The organism is Clostridium sp. 'White wine YQ', from assembly GCF_028728205.1.
Lineage (GTDB): Bacteria > Bacillota > Clostridia > Clostridiales > Clostridiaceae > Clostridium_T.
This window is the reverse complement of sequence record NZ_JAQYUU010000001.1, coordinates 273,108-298,504: the sequence shown is the minus strand read 5'-3', so window position 1 is coordinate 298,504 and position 25,397 is coordinate 273,108. Positions and strand designations below refer to the sequence as shown.

At 29.5% G+C, this 25,397-nt stretch carries 26 protein-coding genes and 1 riboswitch; of the genes, 3 read left to right on the top strand and 23 right to left on the bottom strand.

Translation table 11 applies throughout. From position 1 onward, the window contains the following. Positions 1 to 17: 17 nt before the first annotated feature. The 10 genes from PTZ02_RS01420 to dapA all read right to left on the bottom strand — a co-directional run bounded on the left by PTZ02_RS01420 (position 18) and on the right by dapA (position 7,270). The gene (locus tag PTZ02_RS01420) at positions 18 to 206 is read right to left on the bottom strand and encodes a DUF4250 domain-containing protein (RefSeq protein WP_274226047.1); all 189 of its coding nucleotides are present in this window, start codon (positions 204 to 206) and stop codon (positions 18 to 20) included. Between the two features lie 13 nt (positions 207 to 219). After that, entirely contained in the window at positions 220 to 648 is a 429-nt protein-coding gene (locus PTZ02_RS01415; protein ID WP_443112619.1) for a GAF domain-containing protein, read from the bottom strand. A 291-nt stretch (positions 649 to 939) separates the two neighbouring features. Beyond that, on the bottom strand, positions 940 to 1,956 hold the full coding sequence (add, locus tag PTZ02_RS01410) for an adenosine deaminase (protein ID WP_274226045.1): 1,017 nt from the start codon (positions 1,954 to 1,956) through the stop codon (positions 940 to 942). Between the two features lie 20 nt (positions 1,957 to 1,976). Further along, positions 1,977 to 2,609, bottom strand: coding sequence for a hypothetical protein (locus PTZ02_RS01405; protein WP_274226044.1), 633 nt, complete (start codon positions 2,607 to 2,609; stop codon positions 1,977 to 1,979). A 160-nt stretch (positions 2,610 to 2,769) separates the two neighbouring features. Then, complete coding sequence (locus PTZ02_RS01400; protein ID WP_274226043.1) at positions 2,770 to 3,339, bottom strand: metallophosphoesterase family protein; 570 nt, start codon at positions 3,337 to 3,339, stop codon at positions 2,770 to 2,772. An 8-nt stretch (positions 3,340 to 3,347) separates the two neighbouring features. After that, entirely contained in the window at positions 3,348 to 4,145 is a 798-nt protein-coding gene (locus PTZ02_RS01395; RefSeq protein WP_274226042.1) for a lipid II flippase family protein, read from the bottom strand. A 10-nt stretch (positions 4,146 to 4,155) separates the two neighbouring features. After that, positions 4,156 to 4,638 carry a prolyl-tRNA synthetase associated domain-containing protein gene (locus PTZ02_RS01390; RefSeq protein ID WP_274226041.1) on the bottom strand — a complete coding sequence of 161 codons (483 nt, stop codon included), beginning with the start codon at positions 4,636 to 4,638 and terminating at the stop codon, positions 4,156 to 4,158. Between the two features lie 220 nt (positions 4,639 to 4,858). Beyond that, on the bottom strand, positions 4,859 to 5,386 hold the full coding sequence (locus PTZ02_RS01385) for a dihydrofolate reductase family protein (RefSeq protein ID WP_274226040.1): 528 nt from the start codon (positions 5,384 to 5,386) through the stop codon (positions 4,859 to 4,861). Between the two features lie 164 nt (positions 5,387 to 5,550). Continuing rightward, the gene (locus PTZ02_RS01380; RefSeq protein WP_274226039.1) at positions 5,551 to 6,285 is read right to left on the bottom strand and encodes a CAP domain-containing protein; all 735 of its coding nucleotides are present in this window, start codon (positions 6,283 to 6,285) and stop codon (positions 5,551 to 5,553) included. Positions 6,286 to 6,400: 115 nt separating this feature from the next. Next, complete coding sequence (gene dapA, locus PTZ02_RS01375; RefSeq protein WP_274226038.1) at positions 6,401 to 7,270, bottom strand: 4-hydroxy-tetrahydrodipicolinate synthase; 870 nt, start codon at positions 7,268 to 7,270, stop codon at positions 6,401 to 6,403. 79 nt (positions 7,271 to 7,349) lie between these two features. After that, positions 7,350 to 7,522, bottom strand: a riboswitch (Lysine riboswitch). A gap of 125 nt (positions 7,523 to 7,647) precedes the next feature. Here dapA and PTZ02_RS01370 point away from each other — a divergent pair. Further along, entirely contained in the window at positions 7,648 to 7,893 is a 246-nt protein-coding gene (locus PTZ02_RS01370; RefSeq protein WP_274226037.1) for a DUF3243 domain-containing protein, read from the top strand. Positions 7,894 to 7,976: 83 nt separating this feature from the next. Here the strand turns inward: PTZ02_RS01370 and dapF are convergent, their stop codons facing one another. The 13 genes from dapF to PTZ02_RS01305 form a co-directional block, all read right to left on the bottom strand. Then, complete coding sequence (dapF, locus tag PTZ02_RS01365) at positions 7,977 to 8,843, bottom strand: diaminopimelate epimerase (protein WP_274226036.1); 867 nt, start codon at positions 8,841 to 8,843, stop codon at positions 7,977 to 7,979. A 95-nt stretch (positions 8,844 to 8,938) separates the two neighbouring features. After that, positions 8,939 to 9,442 (bottom strand): hypothetical protein, encoded by a 504-nt coding sequence (locus tag PTZ02_RS01360; protein ID WP_274226035.1) that lies wholly within the window; start codon positions 9,440 to 9,442, stop codon positions 8,939 to 8,941. A 143-nt stretch (positions 9,443 to 9,585) separates the two neighbouring features. Then, positions 9,586 to 10,095, bottom strand: a complete 510-nt coding sequence (locus PTZ02_RS01355; protein WP_274226034.1) for a hypothetical protein — start codon at positions 10,093 to 10,095, stop codon at positions 9,586 to 9,588. A gap of 327 nt (positions 10,096 to 10,422) precedes the next feature. Next, on the bottom strand, positions 10,423 to 13,188 hold the full coding sequence (locus tag PTZ02_RS01350; RefSeq protein ID WP_274226033.1) for a VWA domain-containing protein: 2,766 nt from the start codon (positions 13,186 to 13,188) through the stop codon (positions 10,423 to 10,425). A gap of 11 nt (positions 13,189 to 13,199) precedes the next feature. Beyond that, positions 13,200 to 14,999, bottom strand: a complete 1,800-nt coding sequence (locus PTZ02_RS01345; protein ID WP_274226032.1) for a vWA domain-containing protein — start codon at positions 14,997 to 14,999, stop codon at positions 13,200 to 13,202. A gap of 10 nt (positions 15,000 to 15,009) precedes the next feature. Next, a complete protein-coding gene (locus PTZ02_RS01340) occupies positions 15,010 to 15,894 on the bottom strand; it encodes a DUF58 domain-containing protein (protein WP_274226031.1) in 885 nt (294 codons plus the stop codon). A 1-nt stretch (position 15,895) separates the two neighbouring features. Continuing rightward, positions 15,896 to 16,873: an AAA family ATPase gene (locus PTZ02_RS01335; protein WP_274226030.1), complete on the bottom strand. Its 978-nt coding sequence runs from the start codon at positions 16,871 to 16,873 to the stop codon at positions 15,896 to 15,898. Positions 16,874 to 16,884: 11 nt separating this feature from the next. Further along, positions 16,885 to 18,444, bottom strand: a complete 1,560-nt coding sequence (locus PTZ02_RS01330; protein ID WP_274226029.1) for a hypothetical protein — start codon at positions 18,442 to 18,444, stop codon at positions 16,885 to 16,887. Further along, positions 18,444 to 19,301 (bottom strand): ABC transporter permease, encoded by an 858-nt coding sequence (locus PTZ02_RS01325; protein ID WP_274226028.1) that lies wholly within the window; start codon positions 19,299 to 19,301, stop codon positions 18,444 to 18,446. Before PTZ02_RS01325 ends, PTZ02_RS01330 begins: the two co-directional genes overlap by 1 nt. Beyond that, positions 19,291 to 20,235 carry an ABC transporter ATP-binding protein gene (locus PTZ02_RS01320; protein WP_274226027.1) on the bottom strand — a complete coding sequence of 315 codons (945 nt, stop codon included), beginning with the start codon at positions 20,233 to 20,235 and terminating at the stop codon, positions 19,291 to 19,293. Before PTZ02_RS01320 ends, PTZ02_RS01325 begins: the two co-directional genes overlap by 11 nt. Next, positions 20,235 to 22,595, bottom strand: a complete 2,361-nt coding sequence (locus PTZ02_RS01315; RefSeq protein WP_274226026.1) for a hypothetical protein — start codon at positions 22,593 to 22,595, stop codon at positions 20,235 to 20,237. The genes PTZ02_RS01320 and PTZ02_RS01315 overlap by 1 nt, the downstream gene beginning before the upstream one ends. Before the next feature lie 178 nt (positions 22,596 to 22,773). After that, positions 22,774 to 22,950: a hypothetical protein gene (locus tag PTZ02_RS01310; RefSeq protein WP_274226025.1), complete on the bottom strand. Its 177-nt coding sequence runs from the start codon at positions 22,948 to 22,950 to the stop codon at positions 22,774 to 22,776. 16 nt (positions 22,951 to 22,966) lie between these two features. Further along, positions 22,967 to 23,614 (bottom strand): restriction endonuclease, encoded by a 648-nt coding sequence (locus PTZ02_RS01305; RefSeq protein WP_274226024.1) that lies wholly within the window; start codon positions 23,612 to 23,614, stop codon positions 22,967 to 22,969. 197 nt (positions 23,615 to 23,811) lie between these two features. On the opposite strand from PTZ02_RS01305, the gene rbr reads away from it, so the two are divergent. Beyond that, positions 23,812 to 24,396, top strand: coding sequence for a rubrerythrin (gene rbr / locus PTZ02_RS01300; protein WP_238882423.1), 585 nt, complete (start codon positions 23,812 to 23,814; stop codon positions 24,394 to 24,396). A gap of 72 nt (positions 24,397 to 24,468) precedes the next feature. After that, entirely contained in the window at positions 24,469 to 25,305 is an 837-nt protein-coding gene (locus PTZ02_RS01295; protein WP_274226023.1) for a methyl-accepting chemotaxis protein, read from the top strand. Positions 25,306 to 25,397: the final 92 nt, after the last annotated feature.

Genomic DNA, 25,397 nt, shown 5'->3' with positions numbered 1-25,397 from the left:
ATTATTTAAAATTTTTTTTATACAAATGCATTTCTACTGGAATTATACTCGTATCCAGCTTCTTTTAATCTTTCAATTAATGCTTGTTGATCTATTTCTTCTTCATAACAATAATTATCTAGAGAACTATAAAAATCTCTCAATTTCATATTAACCATACTTAATAGTATAATAGGATCTCTATTAAATATTTCTTCTCTATCCAAAACTACTCATCTCCTAAATATATTTTTCAATTTCCTTTACTATTTTAGTAAGATATTCTTCCTCTAATTCAGTAAATCTAGATAATTCGGGACTATCTATATCTAAAACTCCATAAATTTCACCATTCTTTATTATTGGGATTACAATTTCTGAGTTTGATGCTGCATCGCAAGCAATATGACCTGGAAACTCATGTACATTTTCAATTCTTAAAGTTCTCTTTTCTAATGCGGCTGTTCCGCATACACCTTTTCCTAATGGAATTCTTATGCAGGCTGGCAATCCTTGAAATGGTCCTAAAACTAATTCATTTTCTTTAAATAGATAAAATCCTACCCAATTACATCTATCCATATAAAAATTAATAAATGATGAAATATTTGAAAGGTTAGCTATTACATCTTTCTCATCCTTTAGCTGTTCTATACATGCTGATACCATAAATCCTAAAGTTTCGCTTGTTTTTTCTGAGTTCTTAAGTTCCTTCAAAATAACTCCTCCTTTAATTTACTCTTCTATTATTATATTAACTTAAAGTTATTTATAAAAAAAGCATTTGTTTTCAAAAGAAAAAAACCCCTGATACCAGGAGTTTAATGAGGATACTTATAACAGGCTTATGGCAAAGCTATGTTTTATTAGTTCCTTTGATATTTTTATCATATTGCTATAGTATTATTCATTATAAAGTTAACAATAAAAAAATATTTTTAAACTAATTACTCTATTTTATTAAATATAATAATTTTCAATTTTATTTTTTAACCACTCTTTATCCTCACTACTACAAAATGCTGCTTCCACTGCATATTGAGTAATCCTCTCAAAATCTTTAAAAGAAAATCCTAATTCATTAATTATATTGTTCATTTCAATTGATAAGTTCACATTAGAAACTGTTCTATTATCAGTATTTATAGTAACTTTTAACCCATTATCATAATATGTTTTTATAGGATGTTCCGATAAGCTTTTTACTGCATTAGTATTTAAATTACTGGTTGGACACATTTCAAGGAAAATATCTTTTTCCTTAATAAGTCTTAATATATTAGGATTCTTATATGCAAACACTCCATGTCCAATTCTTTCAGCTCCCAGTATATTTATTGCTTTTTCTATATTTTCTTCTTTTCCGGTTTCCCCCGCATGCACAGTTATATGAAAGCCTAAACTTTTTGCGAGTTTAAAAACTTCTTTGCTTTCTTCAGGGGGAAAATCATGTTCATTCCCTGCCAAATCTATAGCAACAACACCTTTGTTTAAAAAAGCAGCTGCTCTTTTAACTAAATCTATATTTTTTTCAATAGGAAAACCTCTCATGGCACATATGATTAACCTACTTTTAACTTTATATTTTCTCTCCCCTTCGGAGAATCCTTTTAGCACAGCTTCTATAACTTCTTCTATACTCAATCCTTTTTCTTGATGGAAATATGGAGCGAATCTTATTTCACTATAAATAACTCCCTCTTTTGCAAGATCTTGAGCCAACTCTTTACTTACTCTTGTTAATGCCTCTTTTGTCTGCATTACCTTTACTGGGAAATAAAATGCTTTTAAATATTCTTTTAGTGATTCACATTTACCTTCAATACTTAATATATTATTTAATTCTTCATAGCTCTTGAAGGGATTTTCACCTAATTCATTAAGTAGTTCCCATATTGTCTCTTTTCTTGCACTTCCATCCAAGTGTAGATGTAATTCAATTTTAGGTATTTTTTGTATATCTTTTATTATATTCATTATTGCTACCTCTTCTATAATTAATTAAAAATAGTTGGCAATTCGCCGCCCTTTTTTATAACATATTCCTTATTACTTAATAATTCATTTTCGTCTTTTAAAGCTTTGATATATTCCTTTGCTTTTATTTCTACTTCTTGTTCTTTACCAATATCTATTAAGGTGTCTAGTTCTCCCTTTAGAACATCTATTTCTTTTTGCTTTAAGTCCATTTTAGATTCAATTTCTTTTAAACTAGCTTCAATATACTTACTTGAATTCTCCCAGTACTCTTCCTCTTCTTTTTTAGTTTTATCTATTTGGTTTTTTGCATCATTATTAGATAGTAGCCCTTTTTTAACCTTTTCAGCTACATCATTAATATATTTATTTAATAATTCTCTAGATTTACTTCTATTATTTAACTTTTGTTCCCAAGCCTTATCAATACCTTCCTTTAAAGTTCTCTTTTGCTCTAATATTTCTTTGTAGTTGAATTCATTTTCTTCATTTAAAACTTTATTTCTCTTTTCTATATTTTCAAAGGGCCAGAATATCTCCTGAGTTTCTTCATTATTAATCGCTTCATTTTCTTTTTTATAGTTAATCATAACTGTAACAGGAATTAAACTAAGTAAAAGTATTAATAATATGAGGATTAATTTGTTTTTCAAAAAACTCACCCCTTAATGCAATATATACATGGTTTTTATAGGAAACTTAATTTATTCTTAAACAAATAAATTATTAGTTGCACTTAAAACCCTATAGTTACATTATTAGTGTGGTTAATTTTTGAAATTAAATTCCTATTTTATCTAAATTATTTCATATTTAAACTTTTATTTTTTTAAAATTAAAGGATATTTCTTCATTTGTAAATTCTCCAATACAAAAGTAAGCATATCCATCGACAGTCAACCCTAGAGAGCCAGGATTTATGATTGTTTTTTCTCCATAACTTGTCACCATTAATGGTAAATGAGTATGACCAATTAAGACATAATCTACAGAATCATCGTAATCCTTTAAAAACTTTTCTAAAGATTCCCCGTTATATAAAAGAGGTATATCTATATTAGAAGTTTCTCTAGAATGTACCATTAAAAAACTTTTACCATTTATATCTATAATCTTTTTTATTTCTAGCTTATTTAATTCTCTTACTATTTCTCCCCCATATTGCTCATATAGGTATGCTGAAAACTTATTTTCATGATTCCCTCTAATATTTATAAATCTTTTATCACTAAAAACCTTCTCAAATACTTCTCTAGGATACTCCCCTGCCAAAATATCTCCAAGGTTAAGTATTTTCTCAATATTTTCATCATCTATATATTTTATAAATGCTTCTAGTGCCTTTATATTTCCATGAATATCTGAAACTATAGCAAATTTCATAATTTCACCTAACCTTTTATTATTCCAGCCACATATACTATAATATATGCTGCTGGAACTAGTAATGTAACTGACATTAGAGTACCAATAGCTTTGCTTCCTACCATTCCAATAACACAAGTTCTAAATTCTTCTGGTGATTTTCTACCATCAATAACGTCATCTGTCATTATTGATAAATGTGGATCAGTAAACATGGTCAATAGCAGTGTAGCAATTCCATTAATAATTCCAGCTAATGCAAGACAAGTTCTCCCATAACTAGGTGCTAACATACCAGCATAAATTGGTGATAGTGCTCCTGCTGTAGAAATAGCTACTATTATTGCATTAGTTAGCAATAACTTTTTAGGTAACTTTTTAAACTCAATACTTGTTACGCTCTCCTTAACTGGTATAGCAATTGAATTTTTTATATGTTTAACCCCAGCTTTTGAAAAGCCATGTAGTACTATTTTAGAAACTGATTTATCTACAGAAAATGCAATTACACCTTTAGCTAATATCTTTTGAAAAGTAGGAATAAGAAATGCACCTACAATTGTAGCTATTGTTGAAATCACAATAATTATATAAAATACCTTGAGTACCTCAAAGCTATTTGTGCTAAATTCTACATAACTTGTTAAGACTGGCGTTTGTATAGAAACTGCAATTCTAGAAACTAGCATAACAATATTGAAAAGAGCAAATGAAATTGCAATTTTACCAGTTCTTACTCCCACAAGCCTTACTGAGTATCCTAAAGTCCCAATTAATGTAATGATAAAATTCATTACTAATACAATAATTACTCTAATATCCATAAATCCTCCACTAAGTAATATTTACATACGTAAATTCATTACCACAATATCCTAAAAATTTAATAAAATCATTATAACTTAAAAGTAGCGTGGAAGTGTTTACATTTGGGTGAAATGTTATATAATTACATAATTCTAAATCCTTATCTATTAGTACCTTAACATGTTTGTCTATATCATTTATTAATCCAAAGGGAGTTACTGATCCAGGTGTTAGCCCAAGTATTGACTTTAATTTTTCCTCAGACGCAAAAGAAAGTGACTTTTCATTTATCTCATTTGTTATATGTTTTATATCAACTCTCTTACTATCATCAACTATAAGTAAATAATATTGATCCCCTTTTCTATTCTTCAAAAATAAGTTCTTACAATGCTGGCCTGGAATTTTCATTGGTATTTCCTTAGTTTCCTCTACTGTGAATACTGCTTTATGCTTATATTCATCAAAGGTAATATTCAAATTATTTAATATATCATATATTTTGCTCATACTCTTCCCTTCTTTAATTATTTATTTTTTGATATCTATGTTAAAATAGCTAAATTTTGGTTGATAATTTATTTATAAGTGATAGAATAGTCTGTAGGATACTGAAAGGAGTGAAAATTATGGAAGTTCAAATTAAATATTCTTCTGAACTTATAAATGAATGTTTAGAAACCGTTGACTAGAGAAATAACCTAAAAGATAACCTTAGGTTATTTTTATTTTACTTATTTTTATAATGTACTTGTACTAGCCCAGAAAAATAAGACTTACTTCCTACATATAGAACTTCCTTAGTAGGACGCCCATCTTGAAATAGCCTCTTTCCATCTCCCAATAATATTGGAATTATAGATATTATATATTCATCAAAAAGATTTTCCCTAAGAATTTCATTTACTACTTCAGCTCCTCCGTCAACAAAAATATCCTTTCCATCTTTATTTTTCAATTCTTCTATAAGCTTCTTTATATCTCCAGAATAGTATTCAACCCCATTAGATTCTTTTTTCTTTCTAGAAATTATATAGCATTTTTTATCTTTATGAGGAAACTCAATTCCAAAAGAACATACTTTATCATAAGTCTTTCTGCCCATTATTACAGTATCTATTCTGTCTATAAACTTTGCATATCCATAGTCTTCTCCATCCACTTCAACCTGTGATAGCCAGCTAATATCATCTTCTTTTGTTGCTATATAGCCATCTAAGCTCATTGCTATATATAAAACTACGTTTCTGTCACTCATGTAATTTCCTCCTTAGTTAATAATATTTATAAGATTATACCACAAATTACCTGATGTGTTTTATAAAAAGTAAAAAACAGATATTTCTATCTGTTTTCTACTTTTAGCTAAAAATATATTATTAAATACCTCAGTTAGTTCGAAGACTTCGAGTTTTTCCTCTTCTATTGAGGTGTATAGAACATTTGAGTAGCATAGTATCTACCATTACTATAATATATTCCTATTCCTATTTCTTTAAATGCACTGTTAAGTATATTTGCTCTATGTCCAGGAGAATTCATCCATTGAGTTACAGTATTTGCACCATTTGGTGTCATTCCTGTAGATGTGTATATATTCTCACCCATAGTTGCATATTTAAATCCATTATTAGTAAGCATTTGTCCTGGATCTCCATAAGTTGGTGATGTATGAGAAAAATAGTTTTTATCATACATATCTCTAGCTTTCATTGCTGCTAATTTTGATACTCCTGCATTAAGCTTAAGTGGTTGTAGTCCTTGTTTTGTTCTTTCTGCATTTGTATTTGTTAATATATCATTTACAACATCTCCAGTAGTAACACCTGGGTTTCCACTGTTAGGAGTATTAGGGTTTCCTGATGGATTAGTTCCTTCAGGAATATTATTATTAGTTGGAGGTTTTGGATTATTATTTGAGTTTGGAGGATTTGTATTTTGTACATTTCCATCCCCTGGATTTGTATTAGGCTGATTCAATGTACCATTTGTATTATTTTGATCTCCTGTTGTACCAGTTGTATCTCCTGTTGTATCATTTCCGCCAGATTGATTAGGAACTACTTGTGGTTTAATTGGAGAAGTTCCTTTTTGACAACCTATTACAGTAAAACTTAAAATTGAAAAACTTAATATTACTGAAATAAACTTTTTCATATAATCACCTCATGATTATTTTGAGCAAATTTAAGAATAATAAAATAATAACTTAGAGGTAATTGAGTAAAAAAAAGGAGAGCAAAAAGTTATTTTCTTTGATCTCCCTAATTTTTTATTTTAATTTTAAAATTTCGTTTAATTTTTCTTTTAATTCATCGCTTATTTGAGTGAGTGGAAGTCTTAGTTCTGGGGATTCAATTAATCCTATCTTATTTAAAATATATTTAAGTGGTGCTGGATTAGGTTCCGCAAATAGCATAGGAACAAATTGATATAGTTCTTTCCATATTCTTAAAGCTTCTTCATGGTTATTTTCTTTAACCTTATTATATACCTCTATAAAGCTTTCTGTATGAAGATGAGATGAAGCCAATATTCCACCATGTCCTCCAAGGGTTAGTGTAGTATAGAAAAAGCTGTCTTCACCTGTCAAAATTGAAAAATCCTTTGGCGGATTAATAAGAAGATCTGTAGTTTGCTTTATATCTCCTGATGCATCTTTTATTCCTACAATATTTTTTAATTCAGCTAATTTATAAATAGTACTATTCTCAATATTTCTACCAGTTCTATATGGAATATTATATAAAATTATATCTAAATCAGTTGCTTCAGAAATACTCTTAAAATGTTCATATATTCCCCTTTGATCAGGTCTTGAATAATATGGTGAAACTGATAATATACCATCTACATTATATTTTTCAACTATCTTTAATTTTTCCTTAACCTTTTTAGTATTGTTTCCACCTAAACCAAAATATACTGGAACTGCATTATTAACATATTCCATTGTTTTTTCTACTATAGTTTCATATTCCTTATCCTCAATAGTTGGACTTTCTCCAGTTGTTCCTAATGGCATAAAACCACTAACACCTTTAGCTAGATAATACTCTACCATTTTCTTATATGATACTAAATCTAATTCATCATTTTTAAATGGCGTTATTAATGGGACAAAAACTCCTTGAACTGACATAATATACCTCCTAAAATTAAAAAAAACCTTGGAGAATACCAAGGTTAAATTATTCTTAATTTATTTAATCGAATAAATTTCCATGTATAGCACTCCACAAAAACTTGTGACAGTCTTGCATATATTTTATACAAAACCAGCAATATAGCCTTAAAGCATCAGCTATACACTTCGGCGATGGTTCCTTTTCCAAAACATCTATGTGCTTACCTCAGTAATGGTACTTTTAAACATCGCGCCTCTATCTCAAAAAATATTAACTTTTTTGTTAATTATACCTTTATATTTAACATTTATCAAGGGTTTATTTTTACATAGTTTATTTGAAAATTATAAATAATAATAGAGTAAATAATAGTTTAGGGAGGTTTTATAACATGGATACATTAAAAGACTGGGATTCTTGGAAAGCTACCTTAGGTAAAGCTATTGATGCTGGCGAAACTGTAGGACTTTCTGATAAAACTATTACTGGAGTTGCTGAAAAGGTAGGTACATTTCTTTCAAATAACGTAGATCCACGAAATCATGAGGAAAGGCTTCTTAAAGAATTGTGGGATGCAGCTGATGAAAATGATAGAAATACATTAGCTAAACTTGTTGTAAAAATTTCTGATAAATAAGTAATCAATCTTCTTATACAAAAAATGGGAAAGACTATTTTTATAGTTCTTTCCCACTACTTACATAATGCTTTAAATATATATTATTTATTTAAATCTTCAACAAGTTCTGAACTTAAATTTCCTTTTGCGATTTCTCTAACTTCCCCTGTCATTCTTACATTCCAGTTGTCATCAATTTCAATAATTAGTTCTCCACCTAGCATCTTTATTTTAACTTTATCATTAATTAATCCTCTTTTTCTTAAAACAGAGGCAACTGCACAAGAAGAACTTCCTGAAGCTAGCGTAAATCCAGCTCCTCTTTCCCATATTAGTATTTGAGCCTCATCCTTAGAAATCACTTTTGCAAATTGAGTATTAATTCTATTTGGAAACTCCTTGTAATTCTCAATTAATGGCCCAAAGGTTTTTATTTCATCAATGTCTAACTCCTCTTTTATTATTACACAATGTGGATTTCCTAAGGAAACACAATTTATTTCAAATTCCTTATTATTAAGTGTGATTTTTTCACCTATAACTTCTTCACTTTTAAAGTTTGTAGGAATATCACTTGCTTTAAAAATTGCTTTTCCCATATCAACTGTAATTAATTTGGCCTTTGAATTAGATGTTTCAACAATATTAGCCTTAACTATTCCACCTTTTGTCTCAACTGTGAAAACTTCATTATTAGTAAAACCATAATCATAAATATACTTGCAAAATATTCTTAAACCATTGCCACTTTTTTCAGCTTCTGAGCCATCTGGATTATATATTCTTAATCCAAAATCAGCTTTTTCTGATTTTACTTTAAGTAAAATTCCATCAGAACCTATACCAAAATTAACATTACAAATTCTTTTAATAGCCCTATCAATAAGAGTGAAATCAATTCTATCTTCTTCTAAAACTATGTATTCATTCCCCAAGCCATGAGTTTTAACAAAAAAATTATCTTTCATCTTCATCTTCCTTTTCTTAAATATTATTAAAATTATATCAAATTTCAAAAATTAATAAAACTGTCATTTCCATAATTTTAACTTCTTCAACGTTTCTATTGTCCACTTAATATATCCTTCAAACTTATATTCAGTGAGTTTGAAGCCTCTTGTAACTTATCTGCTTGCTCTTTAGCTTCATTAGCAGTTTTATATCCTTTTGCTGCAACAATCACCGTATCTAGTCCCCTAATATAGTTATTATGTATTCCATTTATTTCACTACTATGTTCTAATGTCTCTGCATGATTTTTAAGTATTATAAGTTCATCAGTATTTTCTTTAATGTTTTTTCCTTCTTTAATAGCATCTATATTTTCTATTGCATGAGAGGAAATTGAGCTAATGCTCTTAAAATATAAATAATCTGTCTTATATCTGTTTACTTCGTAGCCTATAGATTTTTTTGTAATAAAAATATTATAAGCACTTACACCTAAGGTTAATATCAATAATACTACTATAATTCCTTTTATTACTCCTCTTATAAATTTTATTGCCAAAAATAAAAATACGATAGCTACCAAGGCTATTATAATATTATCAGCGCTTAATCCCATTGTTATTGCCTCCATTTATTTTAATATACCTATGTATTATATCATGATAATTTATACATTCATTTATTTTTGACATAATTAAGAAAAAAGTAACTAAAATACGAGAAAATCTTTCTTATATCTTAGTTACTTATTGAAATATGTTATACGTTAGAATTTATGTAGTTGCCTGAATTATCTGATGTTCCTGAAGTAAGGGTATCCACACTGCTATACATATCATAAGGGTTTGTATTTAGTATACTTGAAACAGAATTTTTATATGTACCATTTTCTATTGATTCATATTGTCCCAAAATATTTGTATCTATAGGATCTCCATTAGATGAATTGCTTTGAAGAAGAGCTAGTATATTTGAATCTTCTATGGATACACCATTTGTATTTGGTGCCACATCATTTGGAATACTTAAATCACCCGATTTACTATATACCAAAGGAATACCATAATCAGGTTCAACTTGCTTATAAATACTCGTCAATTCCGAATCTGTTGTTCCACCGAAATAATTATTTTTTAGATAGTTATTATTAACACTTGAATCAACATTTTCAATTAATGGAACTGTAGCTGATACAGTATTTGAATTTGGATTAATACTTTTCCATAAGGAGGACATGGTATAATTGTTCATAACACTGTTAACATCCAATACAATCACCTCGCCTTAATATAAGTAAAATTATCTATTTATTAAATTATATCACTTTACATAATTCGAAATATGTAAATACTAATAAGATTTTATGAAAGTATTGTTAATTATAATTCACGAAAAAGTAGTGTGTTTGGTGATTACATCCAAACACACTACTCATTATTCTTTAGTCTTCTCTTTACCTTGAATTTCCGGTACAGGTGTTACTGTATTCTTTTTTGGTTCCTTAAATCTTTTGCTATTCCATGAAGATTCTTGGTCTTTCTTTGCCATAAATTCACCTCCAATTTACTATGTTTATCTTTTTCTTTTATGGAGATTTTATTCATTACTTCTATCTTTCTTTTTCTTTAATAATAATTCAGTATTTAGTTTTGCCTTTTCATTTTGCTTTTCTCTATCTTTTTTAACTTTTTCTTTTGGAACTTGACTATTCTCTGTAACCTTAGGGGTAAATTCTACTTTACTTTCTACTAAGTTTCTCTCTTTCTTTGGTGAAGCTTTTTTTGCTTTTTTCTTAAAATCAATTCTTTTAAAGAATTGAGGTAAAGTTATATTAAAATCTAATCTTCTATAAGCTATTTCAAACATTAATAATATTAATGCTAGTATTGTAAGAGGCAAAGAAAGATTTATTCCACCTTTAACCTTCTTTATTTCGCCATTAAATATTTCCTTAGGTGATTTAATAAACTTACCATTTGTACCTTCTACAAGAGAATCTAATGCTCCTGTATCTCCCATAAGCTTATACTCTAATGAATATTGTAAGGCTATTACTCCATTTTTTACTGATGTAATCTTACCGTCGTTTTCTTCTCTAACACTTACTGAATAAAAGCTGCTCTCATCTAGTGAAATATTCTTCTCATAGACTCCTGGTGCTTTAATATCTAAGTTGAAATCCCCTTGTGAACCATCACTTTTAGTATATATTCCACTTAATTTAGTATTATCCTTAATGGAATTTGATTTATACTCGATATGAGCTTCATTTCCTTGCACAGAAATATTTAAGTTACTTTCCCCGCTAGTGTAATCCTCTAATGACCAATTTAAGATATTTCCCCATAGCTTCTTATATCCGTTCCAATTAGTATAATTAGCATCCCATCTTCCTGTTACATCTGAAGTCCAGGCAATACTTCTTCCAAGACCATATTGCCAAAGTGCTAATATAGGATCATCCTCATCAGAATTAAAAACTACTGTAGCATTCTCCTTTGGTGAGGTACCAATGTATCCTAGCAGATTAGGAATCTTCCCGTCGCTTATAACTCCATCTAAAATCTCATGTGAATTTACAAGCTTAGGTGTGAATTCCCTATTATTTAGGTATGCTTTTGAAGCCATAAAAATTTCTTTTGCAAATATCCTTGGCAAATCTGTATAAATATCAGTATGATAACTTCTTCCTTTTCCAGACTCTGCTAGCGATTGTAATAACTTTGTATCAGCATCTTCTCCTACAGATACTGTAGATAATGTTATATTATTTTCCCCTAGACCGCTTATAATATCATCATATTGCCTAAAACCATCTTGACCATCAGTAAGTAAAATTATATGTTTTATCTTTGCATCAGATTTTTTTACATATTCGTATGCTTCTTTAAGGGCTGGATAAATACTTGTTCCTCCATTTACCTGTATCTGACCAATCTTATCTTTAACAACTTCTTTATTACTTCCTTTTTCCCCCTTAACAATCCAAGAATAACTTTGATCAAATGCTATTACTCCAATTTCATCATTTTCTCTCAATGTATCGGCTGCTTTTTGAGCAGCTTCTTTTGCCAAGGTTAATTTAGAAACCTCTCCAGTTCCTCCTCCCATACTTCCTGAATGATCAATTACTAGTGCAATACTCATCTTGGGTATCTCTTTTTTCCCTCTCATGTCCATATTTACAGGAAGTACTTTTTCTAAAGGAGTATTGGTATACTCACCTAATGCATAGGAGTCCTCACCTCCTGTAGCAATAAATGCTCCACCATATTCCTTAACATAACTATCTAGTGAATCTTTAAATCCTTTTGGGAAATCCTCTCCATGAACGTCCACTGATATAATTCCCTTATAGGCTAACATATCCTTTAATGCATTAGGAAGCTCTTTACCACTTCCCCTATCGTAAGAATATCCAAGTGAAGATAGGATATTTGCAATATTGTCTCCTTGTCCTTTTTTCCCTTCAGCTATAAATATTCTTTCTTTTGTTAAAACATTTGTATATCCAATATATTCATTATTTTTAACTTCTGTATCCTCAGCAGGATCAATTACTACCTTGTAATTCTTAACTCCTCCTGATTTTTGTATGTCCTTAAAGGTAAAGTTATTCATTCCTTTGGTAATGGAAACTTCACTTTGAGCTTTTAATGTGCTCCCCTCATATAGATATACCTTTGTTTTTGTTTGTATATTAGAATAAATTCCAACTCCTATTGAAAATTCATCTCCAATATTTATTTTGTCAGGTAATTTTAAATTATCCACATAAACTTCTTTTTTGAAGCTTTTTTCCACCTTATATACTTTCATATCAATATTTTGTTCATTTAAAGAAGGAATCGTTTTTTCTAGCTTTCCTATATTCTCTTCTCCATCTGTAATTAATACAAATCTTTTTGCTTTATCTGATGGGAAAAGTGATATTCCAGTATTAATTGCATTTTCAATATTCGTTGCTGAAGCTATTGGCTTACTTTCTATAGTGTTAATTGTCTTGCTCTTTGATACAAATTTTTCAACCTTTGCATCTTGTCCAAACACCACTACTCCTGCATAGTCGCTAGTTCCCATTTCTTTTAGAGTTTTTTTAATAAAATCTTGTCCGGTTTCTTTAAACTCCTCATTGGAATGAGATAAATCTAGTAAGAATATTGTTGAGGTGTCTTTTGTTATTTTATTCACCGTAACATTTACCAGCGAAAGAGTTAAAAGTATAGCAATAATACATCTTATGATAATAATTAATCTTTTTCTTTTCTTATCTTCAATTATGCTTTTGCCTAAATAAATAATAAATATCATAAGTATAGGAATTAATATTAGATAAATAGGTCTTAATACTTCAATTGACACTCTTTCACCTCCTATTTCTTTTTGGTATAAATAAACCATTCCATCATTAGAACAATTAAAGAAAGTATAACTATATATTCAGTTAGATTTCTTCCTCCTCTAACTTTAAATTCTTTATTATCTCCCTTTTCACTTCCACCTTCTGTTACATCAGATTCCTCACTTGAAGGAAAATTAACTCCAAACCTTTCCTCTTTCTTCTCACCTTTAATATCCTGAGTAACTTTATATATACCAACTTTATTGGTTTCATCAAACTCTTTCATAGGAAATCTAATTGGCATACTTTTCTCTTTTCCTTCAGGATTTATTATTTTAATATCTCCTCCATCAATATTAGGATTTAAAGGAACACTTTCCCCAGAAGAAAATTCTCCTGAACTTAATATTCCCCCTAAGCTTAAAAAGTTAATAAAATTATGAATCATGATAGGGAACTCTGGTTTAAGAACAATATCACTATCATTTAACTTAAAGGGAATAGCTATTAACTTTCTTCCATCTTTTTCTCCATAAAAGGCTGCTTCTCTATCCTTTATAGATAAAAATCCTTTTAAATATCCTTCCTTCTGTATCTCATTTATACTCTTTACCCCAAACTTTAAGTTCTTAATTTTATCCGTTAATGGAGTATCTGCTTTTGCATTTCCATTTCCGCCTTCTACTTCCTTAGAAACTTTAAAATACTCATTTGAAGGAGCATTAATAAATATTATATTTCCTTTCTCCGGCAGTTTATCCGGAATTATTCCATCAAATATATATATATCATATTCATCCTTTGGGTTATAATTCTGAAGCGAATCTACCTTTGATACCTCGATTCCTTTAACTGTCTTCAATGCTTTTTCTATAAATAAATTTTTCTCTGATAACAATAAAACTTTTTGATTTTCTTCCCTTCTTACAAATGTGTAATAAGTGTTATCTTCTAATATTGCATCCTTTTCAGATAATTCCCCTTTTAAAATGCTTACATTCTTACTTTCTAATTCAAAAGTTAGCACCTTACTTTCATTCTTAGAAAGATCTATCTCTTTTACTGCTAATAATTTATCATCTCCATACAATGAGAAATCACCTTTATACTCGTAAGTTCCCCTATTTGTAATCTTTGAAATCACTGATAATCCCTTATCAGTTTCCTTATAACTAACTAAATCCACTGATGCATTATTACCCTTTGAGGATAAATTAATAATACTCCCATTTATTCCTTCAAGTGAAAAATCCTTATCCGTTAAAAATACAACCTCACTACCCTCTACAGAATTGCATAAGCTTTTAACCAATGAGAGGGAATCTTCTATTTTCCCTGTTGTATCTTCTGGTGATAGATCCTTAATTTTATCTAATATTACACTTTTATTTCTTTCATTAGAGAGTTCAACTTTGCTATATTTTCCACTTGTTAATATTGTTACATTTGCACCTTCCTTTGTGGAAGAAATTAGTTTTTCCATTTCTTCTTGTGCTATCTGAAATTTAGATTTTTCTTGAGTCTTTGCTTTCATACTCCCAGTTATGTCGAAAACAATAATTAAATTTCTAAACTCCTTGCCACCTAAAAGTGTAATTGGTTCAAGAAGAGAAAAAATAAGTAATGCCACAATTATTAGTTGTAATATCATTAGAATATTCTTTCTTAGCTTTTCCCAAGGGGATTTTGCCTTAATATTTCTATATACTTCTTTCCACAATATTAAAGATGGAACATCTTCATTTTTTCTTTTTTGCTTAAGCATATAAAGTAGAATTATTCCTACTAAAGCTAAGGAAAATACTAAAGGCCATAATCTTCCCAAGGTCATGTTATCCCTCCTATCCCCTGTTAATTACACCTTTGATTGCAAGCTCTTTAAATATAATTTTTTCTAATGAATTTTCTGAAGATGTAAATATATACTTTACTCCGTATTTTTTAGAGATTCTTTGCACTTCTTCTTTAAAATCTTTTAATTTTTCTTTATATAAACTTAAAGCTTTACCATAAATGCTTATATCTAAATTTTCCTGCATATCCTCTATATTTTTTAATTTTATATCTCCCCTTATAGATGGTTCCAATTCTTCTTTCGAAAGTATTTGAATTAGTATAACTTCCTGTTTTTTATGTCTTAAATAAACTAAAGTATCCCTCAAAGTTTCCATATTATAAAAATCAGATATTAATATGCTGACTCCTCTACCCAAAATATCTGCTCTTTTAACACTTTCAATGAGTGATGATTTTCCTCTAAACTCCATACCCTTTAATGCACACAATATCTTACTAACACCTAGTTTCCCAGAAATATTTATTTTGCCATATTTAACTTCCTCTGAGATCTCATGTATTTTAACTCTGTCATTATAATTTAATATCATGTAACTCAATGCCCCTGATAACCTTAGGGCAAGTTCTGCTTTGTTAAATACTCCATAATCCATTGACTTACTTGTATCAATAAATATGTTGAATATAGCTTCTCTTTCTTCCATAAATAGTTTTAAATAAAGTTTATTGAATCTTCCATAAGCATTCCAATCAACTCTTCTAAAATCATCACCAGGAGAGTATTCTCTATAGTCTGAAAACTCTACGCTAACTCCTTTTTCCCTAGATCTTCTCCCACCAGTGAAGCCTGAACTTATAGGTGTATTTAAGATTAACTTCAAATTTTGAAGTTGTTTAAAAAATTCTTCATTAAATAAGTCTTCTCTCATATTAAATAACCTTTATTTCTTCTATAATCTTGTCTATAACCATATCAGCAGTAATTCCTTCTGAAACACCTTCAAAATTCAATATAATTCTGTGCCTTAATATTGGATAAACAACATCTTTAATATCTTGAAAACTTACATTGTATCTTCCATCCATAAAAGCTAAAACCCTCGCTGCAATAAAAACTCCTTGAGCTCCTCTTGGACTTGAACCTACTGAAATATACTTCTTAACGTATTCAGGTGATTCATCTAATTCTGGATGCGTGGCTAATATGATTTTTAGAGCATATTCTTTTACCCCTTCAGCCATTGGTACTTCCTTTACTATAGATTTTATTTCCATTATATCCTCTAATGTGAGTATCTCGTTCAACCTAATGTCCCTATTAGTAACTGTAATATCCATTATTTCCATAAGCTCTTTTAATGTAGGAAAATTAACTTTAAGTTTAAAAAGAAATCTATCTAATTGTGCCTCTGGAAGTGGATATGTTCCTTCCATCTCAATAGGATTTTGTGTTGCAAGCACCATAAAAGGCTCTTGAAGTTTATAAGTTTCATTTGCTACTGTTACGGTTTTTTCCTGCATAGCCTCTAATAGTGCCGACTGAGTTTTTGGGGTAGCTCTATTAATTTCATCTGCTAAAAGTAAGTTTGTGAATACTGGTCCCCTCTGAAATTCAAACTGATTTTTTCCATCTTCATTTATAATTATATTGGTACCAACTACATCAGCTGGCATTAAATCTGGTGTAAATTGTATTCTTGAGAATGAAAGATTCAATACTTTAGAAAGGGTTTTAACTAATTGAGTTTTTCCTAGCCCGGGAACCCCTTCTAATAGCACATTTCCACCCGAAAAAAGCCCAATTAAAACCCCATTTACTATATCCTTTTGACCTATTATCCCCTTAGATATTTCCTCTTTACATTCTTGTATTTTCTCTAGAAGCTCTTGTATCTTGTCCCTCTCCATACTCTCTCCTCCTATTTACCTAGTTCCTCAAAATAATCCTTTATAATATCTTTTAGATAGTCTGGCATGGAACTTCCTTCAAGACCATCAATAGCATCTTTTGAATAATCTCCTATAACACTATCTAAATCAACTGATTCTCCTCTTTCATTTACTCCGTCACTAGAATTTTGTACTTGAGAATTGCCACTTTTATTCTTCTGACCAGTTAAATTTTCATCATTACCAGAATTTCTGTCTGGAATATAAACCTCGTCTCCTTTAGCAGCATCTACCTCTTGCCCGTTTTTACTACCATTATTCCATCCTACTCCATTTCCATTACCTTGAGCCCCCCCTGAACCTTGCCCACTTCCTTGGCCATTTCCAGAATTATTTCCCGAGTTATTTCCATTTCCATTTTCACCTTGGGATGATGATTCTCCATTAGAATTTCCTTGAGAATTTGATACGGATGCACCTTCTTTTGCTTCTTTCAATGCATCATTTAGTTGATCTTTGGTAGTTGAAGATATCTCTCCTGCCATTGCCTCTTCTGATGCTTTATTTAATAGATTTTTCAAATCCTCGTCAGATACCGAATTAGCAGCATCACCTAATGCCTTGGAGACTTCACCTTTTTCTAAATCTCCCATTGATTTAAGGGAATTACTAAGATTATTTAATGCTTTGCTAACTTCCTGATCATTGCTATTCTCAATAGCTTTGGCTAAATCCTTTGTTTTTTCACTACTATTTAACTTATCCTTTATTGCTTCTATATCTTTTTTATTATTAACACTTCTCTCCTCTGCTGCCTTTGGATTCAGCCTATTTCTTAATTCTTCAAGGGGATTTTTAATTTTATTATTATCTTTTTCTTTTTCTAACTGCTCTAATTTCTTATCAATTCTTTCTAATGTCTTTTTAAGCTCACTTTCATTATTTGCTTTATTAATTTCGAGTTTACTCTTTTCAATTATCTCGCTTAATTTTTTCTTATCCTCTTTACTTAATTCTTTATTATCTTCTATCTTTTTCTTTTCTTCCTGCAGAACTTTACTTACTTCACTTTTCTTTTTTTCAAGCTCGTGAGCATCCTTTGCAACTCCCTTTGCTGGAGTTGGCACTAATATAAATGTAATAAATAATATTAAAAACACTCCTATGCTTAGTAATAATTTTTTATTAACTCTTAATGGCAGTCCTTTTTTAATATCAATCTTTTTTAAACACTCTAATGCATCTTCTCTTTGAATAATTGCATAATCTTCATCTCTTCCAATCAATTCAAGAGCTGTAGATGCTCTCTCTTCTAGTCCTATAGAATCAAGTATTATCCCTTGCTCTTTGATACTCGGAAAATAAAAAAGGGCTATTATTAGCCCTCCTATTAAACTCGCTGATATGAAAAATAAGCTAAGAAAAACACTTTCATAAAAGGGTACGAAAAGAGATATTAAACATAATAAAGTACTTAATACTAATGCTACTAATAATCCTTTAGTGACTTTATTTAATACTATTTGTATCTTAATTCTTCTTCCAGCCTTTTTTATAAAATATATAATTTGTTTTTCTTTATTATCCATTATTTTTTAATTCCCCTTTTTCTCAAAGGATTTAACATATATGTTGCTGCAAATAACATTCCTACTGTCATTACACCTTCTAGGATTAAATTTATAATCCATGCTTTTTCTATTCCAGCAATCTGTCCAAATGGCAATATAGAATTTGCACTTGCACCTAATTGATTGTATATAATTGATCCGTATCCAAGTCCTGGATTTAAATATAGCCACGCTGGTATTACAGGATCTAAGTTTTTACCTAACAAAGCATATTTATTTACTAAAAAGCTATAGTATATTAATGTTACTATTATAGTCCCAAAAGCAATTGCTATTAAAAATACATAAGTAGATGCTATTGAACCTTTTGTACTTTTACAAAATGATGAGAAAAACAATCCAACACTACCACAAAAAATTGCAGTAGCAATATATAAAAGTATCATTTCAAAAATATTAGTTATACTTACACCACCTAAAGATAAAGTTATTGCAAATATAGGAGTAGATGCTACAATAAGTAAAATAACCTTGCTTAAGGATGCCCATAGCTTTCCTAATATTATTGAACGCGGTGACATCTTTGTTGATAATAAAATGTCCAAGGTTCCTCTTTCCTTCTCTCCACATATCGCAGGTGCAGTAAGAGTTGGTGCAATAAGCCCAATTATCACGAACTCTATTAATGTTGTAATAAAATATAGCCCTACTAAACTTGTTAAGTTTCCATAAAACTTTATTTGGGTGAGTATTCCATCAAAAACTAATATAAGCAATGCACTTATTATCCCTAAAGATATTGCAAGAGTAAGAGGAAATCTAATACTTCTCATAGTTACTACTAATTCTTTTCTCCATACAGGATTAATTTTCATTAAAATCCCCTCCATTACTCATTTCTGTTATTCTCATAAATACATCTTCTAAACTTCCATTCTCTTGAGTAAAAGATATAACATCAATATCTCTGTCAATTAATTGCTTTAGTATTTCATGTACTTCTTTTTCTTTTCCCTTAAATCCAAAGAGAATTTCATTTTCATTTTGAATAGGTTTATCTATATTAGGCAGTTCAGCTAAAATACTAATAGCTTCTTCTACCTTACTTAATACCTTCAATTTAATTGGCCTAGAGTGATTCATTTTTATCATTATTTCTTCAACAGTACCTTGAACTATTAATTTGCCCTTTTCAATAATGCCGAGATTTGTACATATCTCTGCAAGTTCAGGTAATATGTGAGAAGATATCAATATTGTCTTTCCCATGTCCTTGAGATTCTTTAGAATATTTTTCATTTCAAATCTTGCTCTTGGATCCATTCCAGATGCAGGTTCATCTAAAATCAATAATTCTGGATTGTGTACCAAACATCTTGCCAAGCATAATCTTTGCTTCATTCCTCTTGATAATCCATTTACATTTGAATCTCTTTTATCTGCTAAATTCACTAATTCTAATAGTTCTAATGAAAGTTTTCTTCCCTCTTCACCAAGTATTCCATATATAGATGCATAAAACTCTAGATATTCTAGTGCTGTAAGATTATCATATACCCCAAAGAAGTCTGGCATATACCCAATCTTTTCTTTAAGCACCTTGTTATCTTTAATAGCATCTATGCCTTCAATATACACTTCACCTGAATCAGGAGATAATAGCCCTGATATAATCTTCATACTTGTAGTCTTTCCTGCCCCATTTGGCCCAACAAATCCGAATATTTCACCTTTTTTAATTTCTAAATTTAGTCCGTTTAGAGCTTTAAATCTTCCATAAGACTTTTCTAAGTTTTTAATTACTAACATTATTTAGCCCTCCCCGTTACTGCTATTTGAGGAATTGCTGTTGGCATTTTTCCATTTTCAGTATTATCTGCCGTAACTCTAATTTTAACTTTATTCTTTGAGCTATACATCTCTGGTGAAAATTCTTTTTTATCAGAACTCAACTTATATTCATCATACTTTGAAGTTTTATAATTATATATTTCAAATTTTCCTATATCTGAATACTTTAATCCATTTCGGCTATTAGCAAGATCCTCTATGAAGTAAATCTTATCCATACTAGCCATTCCTTCGATTGTATATTCTAATTCTAATTCACCTGCTTCATATATTTCTCCGTTAACTAAATCAACTCCATTTACTTGACTCTTTACATCTAACTCTGGAGTTATCAATCCAAATGGATATTCAACAATTCCATTGTGCTCATAACTTAAGTCTACTGGAAAAGCAACTAATGTCTTTTCTTTTTTATCTACTTTCCTATTGTTAATAGATAAATTTTCTGCAAAATTATCATCTATATATCCAATAATATAATTTTTATTTAGAACTGAATTGCCTGTAAAAATACCTAAATAACTATTTAGGAAATATTCAATATCTGAAAATTCAATTCTTTTTCTAGTTTGCTCCTGCATTTCAGCCTCAGTCATAGGTGCTGAATTTGCTACAGAATTACTTATAAAATCATTAATATTTCTGTATTTTTTCATTGTATCGGTGATATTCATTGATTTACCTTTAGTTATACCACCTAATTCATATATTCCTGAAGATGTTATTAAATATGAATTGTTTAAATCATATTGTAAATTATTTATAAGGTTCCCTTGAATTTTTCCCCCGTTATAATTTAGATTACCATTTAACTTTCCAATAGTTTTTTCTCCACCGCTTAGAGAAAAATATGCTGGAGAAAATGGTGACATATCTTTATTTTCATAAATTCTTTTTCCATCAACATAGTTTATCTTTTGGACAACATTTTTAGTAAAATCTCCACTTCTTCTATTATTATAATTTAAACTATCCATAATAGTTTCTAACTTTGATGATTCAGGCTCTTGAATTTCAAGATCACTTTTATAAGGAAAAATGACACCAACTAGTGAATTAACATTTCCCTTGCCTTGATCGTCCACTAATATGAAGTTTTTGATATTCATAATAGGATTTTTTAGTCTAGTTGTTCCACCTACTATAGAAATAATAACAGTAAATATAACTGCTGCTATTGGTATTCCTATCCACAACAAACTACTTTTTTTAAGCTTTTTAAATATGAAATAACCTACTGGTCCAATTATTAAAGCATATAGTAAAAGAATTAATAGTAGAATCTTTGTATTTGGCAGCTTTAATCCTAATACATTTCCAACCATGTTTTGAATTCTATAATCCATTCCACTCATTGAGCTATTTGGCTCTAAAAGCTTTGCTGGGATAACATCATCAATTATATTCTTAATTGAATCTTTGCCAATTAATTTATTAAATGGCTCAGAACCTAAACTGTATGAACTAAAGATTATATTACCATTACCCTTTTGTATCTTTTGAAAATATCCTGACTCATCAAGTATATTTTTAGATGTCTCAATTGTTAATGGCATTACTTGATATTCCCCAACCTTTTTTAATTCTTGACTATTTATCTTTATATAATCATCTTTGAACATACCAAGCGTTTTCTTTCCATAAACACCAGTACCAATAACAAGTTCTCTTCCACCTTCAACCCATTTCCTAAGGGTATCTATCTGACCCTTAGATAATTTTGATGTATCATAATTATCTATTACTATTACATCAAATACATCTAGAACTTTTGAATTTTCTTTTAAAAAGCCCTCAGGTATATTAACCAATGTTGTATCTGAACTTAACCCTTTTACATTTTTTATATTTATATTTAATGACTCTATATAACTTAAGCTATTTGGATCTTCTGTTAAGGTTCCAACTAAAAGCTTGTTTGGAGAAAGTCTTTTACTATTTCCAACTTTCAATTCCTCTTCATATTCTTTTTTCCCTTTGTTATAAATTGAAACTACTATCTTATTTAATGATTCTCCAACTGGAATACTTAATACAATGTTCTTTTTATCCCCTTTAGCTAAGGATATCTCTTGAGAAATAGTTACTCCCCTCTGATCTTGAAGTGGATATGTTACCTGTATCTCTCCTTGTATGTCTTTTGTCTCGCTCTCAACTTCTATGTTTATTGGCATTTCTCTGTAGGATTTATATACTCCTTGAACCCCAAAGTCAGCTTTTATTTTTACACTACTTTCCTCCGCCTTTACCAAACTTGAAGGTATTATTACCGTTAATATAAACAGAAAAAGCATTAATATAGAAATTTTTTTCTTCATCCTCTCACCTCATAAAACTTCCTGTAATATTATTGTAAACATTTATTTCTACATTTAACGAAGGAATTTATTAAAATTTTCTTACAATAAGTACGAATTTTTAATGGTTCTCAAAATCTATATACTATTTTTCTTTTACACTTTTACATATCCACCTGTTTAAATTATATATTTATAACTATTTAATAATTTTCACTAAATCTTTTTTTAATAATTCACTTTTACTAAAACCATTTCTAAAATATCTTATCTGTTTATATTGAACTCCGTTTAGTTCTAAGTCTAATACATCAATTCTATCTCCTGTATAAGTTATTGGTTCTTTTTTCCCTACTATATATACTCTTATTTCCATATCATTCACTCCTAATTTATATTTTTTCTTTATATGTACATTTGGGGTAATTGGAACAACCTAAAAATTCTCCATATGGTCCCTTTCTTAATACTAGTTTTCCTCCGCAACTTGGACATTCACCCTCATATTTTTCTTTAATTAACTTATCTATATCTCTTCTATCCCAAAGTAATACATTATTCACCTTGGCTAGTTTTTTTGCATTTTCACTATAGTAACTATTAGTAACCACCATAGCTTCTGTAGCTTTATAATATCTCATTGATGCCACAACTTGCTGAATTGCTTCTACTCCAACTATACTTTTCCAACGTTTAGCCTGAACAACCTTTTTCCCCTTAAAATTTTTCAGTATAAGATCTGCACCATAATCAGCAGTTCTAGGGGTTAATTTACATTTGTAACCTAAATCCTTAAATTTCACTTGAAGATACTCTTCAAATTCTTCCCCAGACATAATATCAATTTCATTAAAAGTAGCATTTCTTAGTTTCTCAATTCTTCTATTTTTGAAATTAACATAAAATAGAATAATTAGAATTAACGCAACTATAGGTAACACTTTCTGTTTTTTGTATATATAAAAATATATAAAAATTATTAAGTATAAAAATATAATAAATCTTCGCATCTTTTGTATTTTATTTAATCTTCTTTTCATTAGTAACACCTTCTAGTTTAATTATATAACACCGTCATTATATTTCTTTCCAGAGATAATTATATACAATATTTTGGCCTCAATCAAAAATCTATAAACATATTTGGTTCAAATGTTGATTTTTGTATTTATTTTGAATTTATTGTATAATTATTTTAGGTTCAATAATTTTTATATAAATGTTAGGAGGAGATTTTATGTCATTAAAAGGTACAGAAACAGCAAAAAATCTACTTGCATCATTTGCAGGGGAATCACAAGCAAGAAATAGGTACACCTATTATGCAAGTGTTGCAAAAAAACAAGGATATCTTCAAATTGCCGAAATTTTTCTTGAAACTGCAGAACAAGAAAAAGAACATGCTAAAAGATTCTTTAAGTTTTTAGCAGAAGATTATAAAGATGAAGCAATTGAAATTACAGCTTCATATCCAGTTTCACTTTCTACAGAAACAGTGGACAACCTAAAATCTGCTGCTGCTGGTGAAAATGAAGAATGGACAGATTTATATCCTAAGTTTGCTGAGATTGCAAGAAAAGAAGGTTTTCAAGATGTAGCTTTGGCTTACGATAATATTAGTAAAGTAGAAAATTTCCATGAAAAAAGATATAGAAAATTAGTTGAAAGTATTGAAAAAGGCCAAGTATTTGAAAAAGATGAGGCAGTGTTATGGAAGTGTAGTAATTGCGGATTCATATATGAAGGAAAGAAAGCTCCGCTTAAATGCCCTGCTTGCTTACATGACCAAAAGTATTTTAGAATTTTAGAAGAAAATTATTAAGAAGATTTTTTGGGTGAAGTAAATTTTTTACTCCACCCTTATATTTTAATACATATTTTTAGGAGGAAATTCATGAATAATCCAATCTCTGACAATGAAATACTAAATTCCTTCAATCTACTTCTCCCATACTTACCAAGTATGTTTGATGATGATGTTGCACTTGGAATTACAGACACTACTACATATTTAAAATATCAAAGTTCACCTACACTAGACTTACGAATCACCGTGGGAGACAAGATACCAAATAGTGGTGGCGCTTATGACGCAATTAGTTCTGGACAAACTCTTGTAAAAGATGTACCTAAAGAAGTATATGGGGTTGCTTTTAGATCTTATGCAATCCCAATAAAAAATGAAAGCAATGAAGTTGTTGGATGTCTTCTTATAGGTAGAAGCTTAGCCAAAAAGAATGAAGTCGTTTCTCTTGCAAAAACACTTTCATCCTCTTTAAGTCAAATATCGCAAGCAGTTAGTACTCTTTCAACTGGAGTTCAGGATGTGGTGAATATGAACACTGATATTTCTCAAATGGTTCAAGAAGCTGATGCCTCATCAAAGGATACAGATGATATCTTAAAATTCATACAAGGAATTTCAAATCAAACAAACATGTTAGGATTAAATGCTGCTATTGAAGCATCAAGGGCTGGAGAACTTGGTAGGGGATTCGCAGTGGTAGCTACTGAAATTAGGAAGCTCTCATCTTCTACTAGTGAATCTATACGAAAAATAGATACGGTTTTAAAAAGCATAAATGAAACAGTTACTGCAATAAATGGCAGGGTAACTGAATCAAATAACATTTTTCAAGATCAAGTAGCAACTCTTGAAGAAATTGCTGCATCTATAGAAGAATTAAATGTTTCTTCTCAAGTTCTTACTAATCTATCTGAGAAAATATAATAATAAATAAATTCACAAGACTTATATAGCAAATTGTATAAGTCTTTTTTATATGTATATTAATCTTAAAGTTTTACAAACTAACTATATAC

Excerpts from the sequence above, each read along its gene's own strand:
- PTZ02_RS01415 (WP_443112619.1), bottom strand. The coding sequence starts at position 648 with ATGGTATCAGCATGTATAGAACAGCTAAAGGATGAGAAAGATGTAATA.
- add (WP_274226045.1), bottom strand. The coding sequence starts at position 1,956 with ATGAATATAATAAAAGATATACAAAAAATACCTAAAATTGAATTACAT.
- PTZ02_RS01400 (WP_274226043.1), bottom strand. The coding sequence starts at position 3,339 with ATGAAATTTGCTATAGTTTCAGATATTCATGGAAATATAAAGGCACTA.
- PTZ02_RS01395 (WP_274226042.1), bottom strand. The coding sequence starts at position 4,145 with ATGGATATTAGAGTAATTATTGTATTAGTAATGAATTTTATCATTACA.
- PTZ02_RS01390 (WP_274226041.1), bottom strand. The coding sequence starts at position 4,638 with ATGAGCAAAATATATGATATATTAAATAATTTGAATATTACCTTTGAT.
- PTZ02_RS01385 (WP_274226040.1), bottom strand. The coding sequence starts at position 5,386 with ATGAGTGACAGAAACGTAGTTTTATATATAGCAATGAGCTTAGATGGC.
- PTZ02_RS01380 (WP_274226039.1), bottom strand. The coding sequence starts at position 6,285 with ATGAAAAAGTTTATTTCAGTAATATTAAGTTTTTCAATTTTAAGTTTT.
- dapA (WP_274226038.1), bottom strand. The coding sequence starts at position 7,270 with ATGTCAGTTCAAGGAGTTTTTGTCCCATTAATAACGCCATTTAAAAAT.
- PTZ02_RS01370 (WP_274226037.1), top strand. The coding sequence starts at position 7,648 with ATGGATACATTAAAAGACTGGGATTCTTGGAAAGCTACCTTAGGTAAA.
- dapF (WP_274226036.1), bottom strand. The coding sequence starts at position 8,843 with ATGAAAGATAATTTTTTTGTTAAAACTCATGGCTTGGGGAATGAATAC.
- PTZ02_RS01360 (WP_274226035.1), bottom strand. The coding sequence starts at position 9,442 with ATGGGATTAAGCGCTGATAATATTATAATAGCCTTGGTAGCTATCGTA.
- PTZ02_RS01345 (WP_274226032.1), bottom strand. The coding sequence starts at position 14,999 with ATGACCTTGGGAAGATTATGGCCTTTAGTATTTTCCTTAGCTTTAGTA.
- PTZ02_RS01340 (WP_274226031.1), bottom strand. The coding sequence starts at position 15,894 with ATGAGAGAAGACTTATTTAATGAAGAATTTTTTAAACAACTTCAAAAT.
- PTZ02_RS01335 (WP_274226030.1), bottom strand. The coding sequence starts at position 16,873 with ATGGAGAGGGACAAGATACAAGAGCTTCTAGAGAAAATACAAGAATGT.
- PTZ02_RS01330 (WP_274226029.1), bottom strand. The coding sequence starts at position 18,444 with ATGGATAATAAAGAAAAACAAATTATATATTTTATAAAAAAGGCTGGA.
- PTZ02_RS01325 (WP_274226028.1), bottom strand. The coding sequence starts at position 19,301 with ATGAAAATTAATCCTGTATGGAGAAAAGAATTAGTAGTAACTATGAGA.
- PTZ02_RS01320 (WP_274226027.1), bottom strand. The coding sequence starts at position 20,235 with ATGTTAGTAATTAAAAACTTAGAAAAGTCTTATGGAAGATTTAAAGCT.
- PTZ02_RS01315 (WP_274226026.1), bottom strand. The coding sequence starts at position 22,595 with ATGAAGAAAAAAATTTCTATATTAATGCTTTTTCTGTTTATATTAACG.
- PTZ02_RS01310 (WP_274226025.1), bottom strand. The coding sequence starts at position 22,950 with ATGGAAATAAGAGTATATATAGTAGGGAAAAAAGAACCAATAACTTAT.
- PTZ02_RS01305 (WP_274226024.1), bottom strand. The coding sequence starts at position 23,614 with ATGAAAAGAAGATTAAATAAAATACAAAAGATGCGAAGATTTATTATA.
- rbr (WP_238882423.1), top strand. The coding sequence starts at position 23,812 with ATGTCATTAAAAGGTACAGAAACAGCAAAAAATCTACTTGCATCATTT.
- PTZ02_RS01295 (WP_274226023.1), top strand. The coding sequence starts at position 24,469 with ATGAATAATCCAATCTCTGACAATGAAATACTAAATTCCTTCAATCTA.